The 6559-nt window shown below is 58.6% G+C and carries 4 protein-coding genes and 2 pseudogenes; 3 read left to right on the top strand and 3 right to left on the bottom strand.

Translation table 11 applies throughout. The annotated features are described in order from the left end of the window. Positions 1-1029: pseudogene (locus H0V78_07525) on the bottom strand (Gfo/Idh/MocA family oxidoreductase). A 534-nt stretch (positions 1030-1563) separates the two neighbouring features. Here H0V78_07525 and H0V78_07530 point away from each other — a divergent pair. The 3 genes from H0V78_07530 (at position 1564) to egtD (ending at position 4657) form a co-directional block, all read left to right on the top strand. Further along, positions 1564-2121 carry a DUF4142 domain-containing protein gene (locus tag H0V78_07530; protein MBA2351628.1) on the top strand — a complete coding sequence of 186 codons (558 nt, stop codon included), beginning with the start codon at positions 1564-1566 and terminating at the stop codon, positions 2119-2121. Between the two features lie 200 nt (positions 2122-2321). Next, the gene (locus tag H0V78_07535) at positions 2322-3665 is read left to right on the top strand and encodes an ergothioneine biosynthesis protein EgtB (protein ID MBA2351629.1); all 1344 of its coding nucleotides are present in this window, start codon (positions 2322-2324) and stop codon (positions 3663-3665) included. Continuing rightward, the gene (gene egtD / locus H0V78_07540) at positions 3662-4657 is read left to right on the top strand and encodes an L-histidine N(alpha)-methyltransferase (protein ID MBA2351630.1); all 996 of its coding nucleotides are present in this window, start codon (positions 3662-3664) and stop codon (positions 4655-4657) included. The genes H0V78_07535 and egtD overlap by 4 nt, the downstream gene beginning before the upstream one ends. Before the next feature lie 46 nt (positions 4658-4703). Here the strand turns inward: egtD and H0V78_07545 are convergent, their stop codons facing one another. Both H0V78_07545 and H0V78_07550 read right to left on the bottom strand, forming a co-directional pair. Further along, positions 4704-5357, bottom strand: a complete 654-nt coding sequence (locus tag H0V78_07545) for a hypothetical protein (protein MBA2351631.1) — start codon at positions 5355-5357, stop codon at positions 4704-4706. 213 nt (positions 5358-5570) lie between these two features. Next, a pseudogene (locus H0V78_07550) lies at positions 5571-6559 on the bottom strand (non-ribosomal peptide synthetase).

Here is a 6559-nt window from a genome sequence, read left to right on the forward strand (position 1 = left end):
GAGCCAGGTCGAGCTTCACCGGTCTGCCGGTTTTGATCGATCGATACAAAGCGGTGATGATGCGCACATCCGCCAGCCCTTCCTTGCCCGATGGTTCGGGAGTCTCGTCATTAAGCACGCAGTTCGAAAAATACACTAGTTCGGGCGCGAACTGATCGCGTTTGGCAAACGCGCGCTTGCGCGTCTTGCCGCCTATGGTCAGGCGATGCGTGAGTTCTCGGCGGCGATTTCGTAGCCCGGGTCCAGCCGCAGATCGCCTTTCGTACCGACAACCTGGTACATGGAAACGTCGGACGAGCCGAACCCGCTGACGAACTGCGCGAGGCGCTGATTCGGAAAGCGCATGGTCACGCCTACCATTTCCTCTATTTCCGAAAATCTCTCCTCACCGTTATTGGCGGCATACGCGAATACTTCCGTGGGCTCCTCGCGAAAAAGATAACGCGCAGCGTTGATGCAGTAAATCCCCATGTCATAGAGCGTGCCGCCGCCCAGGGCTTTTTGCAGACGAATATCGCCGGCCTTGATCTGCTGCGCGAACAGCGAGCTGAAAAAGCGCGGTTCACCGATCTTGCCCGATTGCACGATTTCCGCAGCCTTGAGGTTCGCTTCCTCGAAATGCAGGCGGTATGCGATCATAAGCTTGACCCGATACAGTTCAGTCGCCTTGATCATCGCCTCGCATTCTCTGACCGTCACCGCCATCGGCTTTTCGCACAGCACGTGAATGCCGGCACGCGCCGCCCGTTCCGTATATTCACGATGCAGATTGTTGGGCAGCGCAATGTAGACGGCATCGACCTCGCCACTTTTCAGGCATGCCTCGTATTGTTCGTAGGAATAAGTGTTCGGGACGTTATATTTTCTGCCCAGTTGTTTCAGCTTCAGCGGATCGTCCGAAACGAGCGCCGTCAGTTGGGAGTTTTTGCTCGCATGTGCAAAAGACGGCAGGACCGCAATCTGCGCGATGTAGCCGAGGCCGACAACGGCATAGCGGATTTTTCGCTTGGCAGCCTGACGTTTATTCATTGCCGATGCCTGCTGCGGTCTCTGCCCCAGCGCCGATATCTTCTTCAACGCCGCAAAGACCGAGGGCTTTCGCGCGTCCGGGTTTTTGCGCTGGTTTGTCCGGCTTCGCATGTTTGTCTTGGTCCCGGCTTTGGAAGTTTGTTCCGCAAAATCTTTCGCAGAGCTGGCAGTCATGGTTCGTCCTTTTAGGCAAATGCTAACGACACTTCGGGCTCGTAAGCCCGAGGCTCGCAGCAGCATCTGTGCCCGCTGGCGAGTGGTTCGCGCGAACCCAGCAAGGCCGCGAGAGCGCGTGATTGGCGCTGCATGCTTACTGTAAGACTTACACAAGTATGTAAATTGCACTCATAAGGGCGGTAAGAATTGCTCAATACGCAGCTATCACGCTCCCTGTATTGCAGCAGAGTGTTCGTTCTGCAACGGCATCATTTTTGCTGATGCGTGCATAACGCAATGATGCCGGGCAGTGCCTATGCGCTGCTTCAGACGCCGCGAAATCACTGTCAACCGCCCATTCACCTCAAAGGATACGCCATGAAGCTCAAACATATCGCCTTGGTCGCCGCCCTGATGTCAGGCGGGATACTGACAGCCACTCCGATCAACGCCGCGGACAATGTCGATAAGGCCGCGATGCGGCAGGCCGGCGGTCAAGTCGCCGAGCAGGACAAGAAGTTCGCCTTGGAAGCTGGCAAAATCGGCATGGCCGAAGTCGCCGCCGGTAAGCAGGCAGCCGAGAAGGGCACGGCGCCGGTCAAGGAATTCGGTCAGCACATGGTGCAGGACCACGGCATGGCGAACAAGAAGTTGATGCAGATCGCCGAGGACAAAGGCATTCAGTTGCCGCAACAGGTCGATAAAAAGCACCAGAAGATAATGGATAAGATGGCCGACATGTCGGGCGCCAACTTCGACAAGGAATATCTGGACGCGCAAGTCAAGGATCACAAGAAAGCCATCAAGGTTTTTGAGAAGCAGGCCGAGGACGGCAAGGATCCGGCACTCAAGCAATTTGCCGCCGAAACGCTGCCGACTCTGCAGGAGCATTTGAAGATGGCGCAGGATTTGCGGAAAAAAATGGCGAAGGCATAAGTCGTTTTAAGTCTCAGGCGACTTGCGTTCGCCGCTCGCGGCGACGGCGAATGTGCAGCGTTGCACGTACTGTTTGCGAGATCGTTACGATAGCAAGCTCGTCGCCCGCGGTATTGGCTTTTTGTTCGAGGGCGCTGGTTTCGCCCTGCTCAAGGCTCGCACGCCCAGAACAGCAAGATAACGCGATCGCAAAGAAAATCATGTCAGTATTGGCCGCTCAGGTTTTGCCCGCGCGCGAAAGTGTGCAACGCGCATTTACGCGCGATTATCAGAAGGTCCGCGCGGAAACAGAACGGTTGTGCGAACCGTTGGAAACCGACGACTACAACATGCAGTCGATGGCGGATGTCAGTCCGCCGAAGTGGCATCTGGCGCACACGACGTGGTTCTTCGAAAATTTCGTACTCGCCGCGTTCGTGCCCGGCTACCTGCCGTTCCATCCGAAGTTCGGCTATCTGTTCAACTCGTATTATCAGACTGTCGGAGCATTTCATCCGCGCGTTCAGCGCGCGTTGTCGAGGCCGACGGTCGCGCAGGTTTACGAATATCGCAGGCATGTCGATATGCGGATGCGCGAGCTGTTGATCCGTGCCGAAGGCGAGGCCCTGCAGGAAATCGGCGCGCGAATCGAACTCGGCTTGCATCACGAACAGCAGCACCAGGAATTGCTTCTCACCGATATCAAGCATGTGTTCGCCAGCAATCCTTTGCGCCCGGCTTATCATCGAGCGCCGCGGCGGCAAGAAGGCTCGACGGCGCTAGGCTCGACGGCGCTGCGTTTTCTTGAATATTCCGGCGGCTTGAAGCAGATCGGGCATGACGGCGCAGCCTTCGCCTACGACAACGAGATGCCGCGGCACCCGATCTACGTGGCCGGCTATGAGCTCGCTTCCAGATTGGTCAGCAACGGCGAGTTTTTGCGATTTATCGAAGCGGGAGGATACCGCGATTCGCGTCACTGGTTGTCCGAGGGCTGGAACGCCGTCAACGAGCGCGGCTGGAGCGCGCCCCTGTACTGGGAGCGCGACGAAACTGGCGCGTGGCAGGTCATGACGCTATCGGGCATGGCGGCGATCGACGAAGTCGAACCGGTCTGCCACGTCAGTTACTTCGAAGCTGATGCCTACGCGCGCTGGGCCGGCAAACGCCTGCCTACCGAGGCCGAGTGGGAGCTTGCCGTCCAGGCTTTGCCGATACAGGGAAATTTTCGCGAAAGCGGCAGGCTGCATCCGCAACCGGCAGAAAAGTGCGCATCCGGGGGCCCAGCGCAAATGTTCGGCGACGTATGGGAATGGACGCAAAGCCCGTATTCGGCATATCCAGGCTACCAGCCGCCAACCGGATCGCTGGGCGAATACAACGGCAAATTCATGTGCAACCAGTTCGTGCTGCGCGGCGGGTCGTGCGCGACGCCGCGCTCGCACATGCGCGCGACCTACCGCAATTTCTTCACCGCTGCCGACCGCTGGCAATTCAGCGGCATACGATTGGCGCAGGATCGCCCGGCGCGGAGTTCCCAGGACCAGCAGGCGCACAATCCATGAATGCCCTGACCGCGCAGAAAGCATCCGGCCGCGTGCGCCTTTCGGACTTGCAGCCGGAACCCGCGAACTTTGCCGACGATGTGGCCGCTGGTCTGAGTCAGCCGCAAAAAACGATTCCTCCCAAGTTTTTTTATGACGCGCAAGGGTCGCGACTGTTCGACGCGATCTGCGAGACACGAGAGTATTATCCGACGCGCACGGAAAGCGCGATCCTGCAGCAGCGCGCCGGGGAAATCTCCGAACTCGTCGGTACCGGTGTGCAACTGATCGAGATCGGCAGCGGCAACAGCCAGAAAGTCAGGCTGCTGCTCGATGTGCTGAAACCGGCGTCGTACATGCCGCTCGATATTTCACGCGAGCATCTGGAGCAGGCGGCCGATGCCATGGCGCGCGACTACCCCTGGCTCGAGGTCCATGCTGTTTGCGTCGATTACATGCAGCCGACGTTCGCACTGCTGCCGCGCTCGGCGCTCAGGAAGCTTGCGTTCTTTCCGGGCTCAACGATAGGGAATTTCGAGCCGCACGAAGCGCTCGCGTTTCTGAGACGATTGCGCCGGCTGGTCGCGCCGGGCGGGGCTGTATTGATCGGCGTCGATCTGAAAAAAGACGCCGGCATTCTCAATCGCGCCTACAACGACGCGAGCGGCGTAACAGCGCGTTTCAATCTAAACCTGCTCGCGCGCATCAATTGCGAACTGGACGCGGACTTCGACCTTGCGCAATTCGAACACGACGCGTTTTACAACGCGGCGATGGGGCGCGTCGAAATGCATCTGGTCAGCGCCCGCGTACAGAATGTTCGCGTGCGCGGCGAGCGTTATGCGTTCGAGTGCGGCGAAACGATACACACCGAAAACTCATACAAATACAGCGTGGCGCAGTTCCAGGTTATGGGCGAGGCAGCGGGTTTTAACGAGGTTCGCACCTGGACTGACGCCGACTGCTTATTCAGTCTGCACTACCTGGCCGGACCCGAGCCGGAACCAGAATGACATGGGTTTAAAACGAAGGAATGCGCGGGAACGACAATAGCGCGCGCTAGGCTTGTTCGTATCTGGCTGGGTTCGCCTGACCGACATTGCCGGTCGCCTTATCGATCAGGATTCGAAGCTGGGCGGCTAACGATCGGACCTCCGGTTCATGCAACATCCAGTTATGAGAGATCGGAAGCTCATAATGCTCAACGCTGGCGCCGGCGAATTGGTTCCAGCTTGATCGTTTCGCAGGCCGGCGCGGCGGTAAGCGATCGCACGTCCAGATCAGTTGCATTTTTCCGGGATAGAGGCGAGGCACATACTTGGGTCGCGCTTGAATCAAAACACTCTGCAGATACCGCCAAAACACGTCGCGTGGAATTGAAATACGACGAGTTAAACAAAGCTTCAAAACGTGCCTTTTCAGCGAAATAGGCATCACGTCTGCGACCCTCGGCGAAAATACATACGCTAATACCTTGGGGATACTAAGTAGCGCGCGGAGCCTGCGCGCATGGTCGCCCCAACTTTTCCTGCTTGTGACGCCCGGCCCCGCGCCAACCGGATCCAACATCGCGAGCAAAGCGACATCTTCCCCTTCAGCCCGCAGTTGCTGCGCCATCTCGAAGGCCACCATGGCTACGGCGCATTCGCCGATCAGATAATAGGGGCCATGAGGCTGGACCTGCCGGATCTCTCTCAAATTGGGCGCTGCCATTTCCTCGGTGCGCCGCAAGGGTGGATAACGCAAGTCCAGACCTTGCGGATTCAAACCGTAGAACCGCTGTCCCACGCCCAGATGCTTTCCGAGGATGCGCAGATCAACGCCCGGGCTGATATGCACGAAGAACAGTGGCGACGTATCACCTGTGGGATTAATCGGCACCAAAGAAATCCAGTCATCCAACGGACTGGCCTGGCCTAAAGTCTTGGCAAGATCAGCGGTGGTCGGCGCCTGAAAGACGGTTGCGAACGACAAGCGCCTGCCAAACGCCTTTTCGATTTCGGTGATGAGCCGGGTCGCGCGCAGCGAATCGCCTCCCAAGGCAAAGAAATTGTCATTGACGCCAACGTCAGTTTTCAACACCTCGGCGAATATCCCGGCGACGATTCGCTCGGTCTCGTTGCGCGGAGCGACGCGTTGGTTTTTGAGCTGGTCGGCGAGCTTGTCGGCAAGGCCGATGCGTTGCAGCTTGCCGGTCGGGCCTTTCGGGATCGCATCGACGATAACGACCCGGCTCGGCACTTTGAAATCGGCGATGCGCTTGAACAGAAAGGCGCGAATCGCCGCTTCGAACTCCTGCGCGCCTGCCTTGAGCACCACTGCAGCCGCGACATCTTCCCCCAGGGTGGGATGCGGCAACGCGAACGCGACCGCCTGCGCAATCGACGGATGTTCGAGCAGCGCTTCGTCGATTCACGCGGGCTGATTTTTTCTCCACCGCGGTTGATGATTTCCTTCAGCCGCCCGGTCAGGAACAGATAACCGGCAGCGTCCAGATAGCCCTGGTCGCCGGTTCGAAACCAGCCGTTGGCGTAGCTCGCGCGATTGGCTTCGGCGTTGTTCTCGTATCCGGCGCTGACATTGGCGCCGCGGATCGCGACTTCGCCGGTCTGTCCGGCGTCGAGCAAATTGCCTGCGGCGTCCATGATCGCGATTTCCGGGCCGGCGGCGAGACCGACCGAGCGCAACTTGCGCGGGCCCGGCGGCAATGGATTGCTCGCGATCTGATGGGCGGCTTCGGTCATGCCATAAGCTTCGATCACCGGCACCTTGAAGACCGACTCAAGCGCAGCCATGACTGCTGGCGGCAAAGCGGCCGATGACGAACGGATGAACCGCAGGGAATGGCGCGCGACAATGTCACGGTTTTCGCGGCAATGGGCCAAAACCGACTGATGCATGGTGGGCACTGCCGT

Source organism: Burkholderiales bacterium (genome assembly GCA_013695435.1).
Taxonomy (GTDB): domain Bacteria; phylum Pseudomonadota; class Gammaproteobacteria; order Burkholderiales; family JACMKV01; genus JACMKV01.